This window comes from Janthinobacterium rivuli (assembly GCF_009208735.1).
GTDB lineage: Bacteria > Pseudomonadota > Gammaproteobacteria > Burkholderiales > Burkholderiaceae_D > Janthinobacterium.
Window position 1 is genome coordinate 1 of sequence record NZ_WFLJ01000064.1, and the last position, 512, is coordinate 512.

A 512-nucleotide genomic window follows, 5' to 3' on the forward strand; every position below is an offset into this window, starting at 1 on the left:
CGAGATTCCCAAAGTAGCGGCGAGCGAAATGGGAAGAGCCTGTACGTGATAGTCGGACCGATAACAGAATCCTCTGGAAATAGGAGCCATAGCGGGTGATAGCCCCGTATGTGAAATCGGACCGGTGATACTAAGCGTACGACAAGTAGGGCGGGACACGTGACATCCTGTCTGAATATGGGGGGACCATCCTCCAAGGCTAAATACTCGTAATCGACCGATAGTGAACCAGTACCGTGAGGGAAAGGCGAAAAGAACCCCGGAAGGGGAGTGAAATAGATCCTGAAACCGTGTGCATACAAACAGTAGGAGCGGACTTGTTCCGTGACTGCGTACCTTTTGTATAATGGGTCAGCGACTTACATTCAGTGGCAAGGTTAACCGAATAGGGAAGCCGTAGAGAAATCGAGTCCGAATAGGGCGATCAGTCGCTGGGTGTAGACCCGAAACCAAGTGATCTACTCATGGCCAGGATGAAGGTGCGGTAACACGCCCTGGAGGTCCGAACCCAC

General features: G+C 52.1%; 1 rRNA gene. It reads left to right on the top strand.

Annotated features, from left to right (window positions below):
• A 23S ribosomal RNA gene (locus GCN78_RS28915) occupies positions 1–512 on the top strand; the annotation flags it as partial.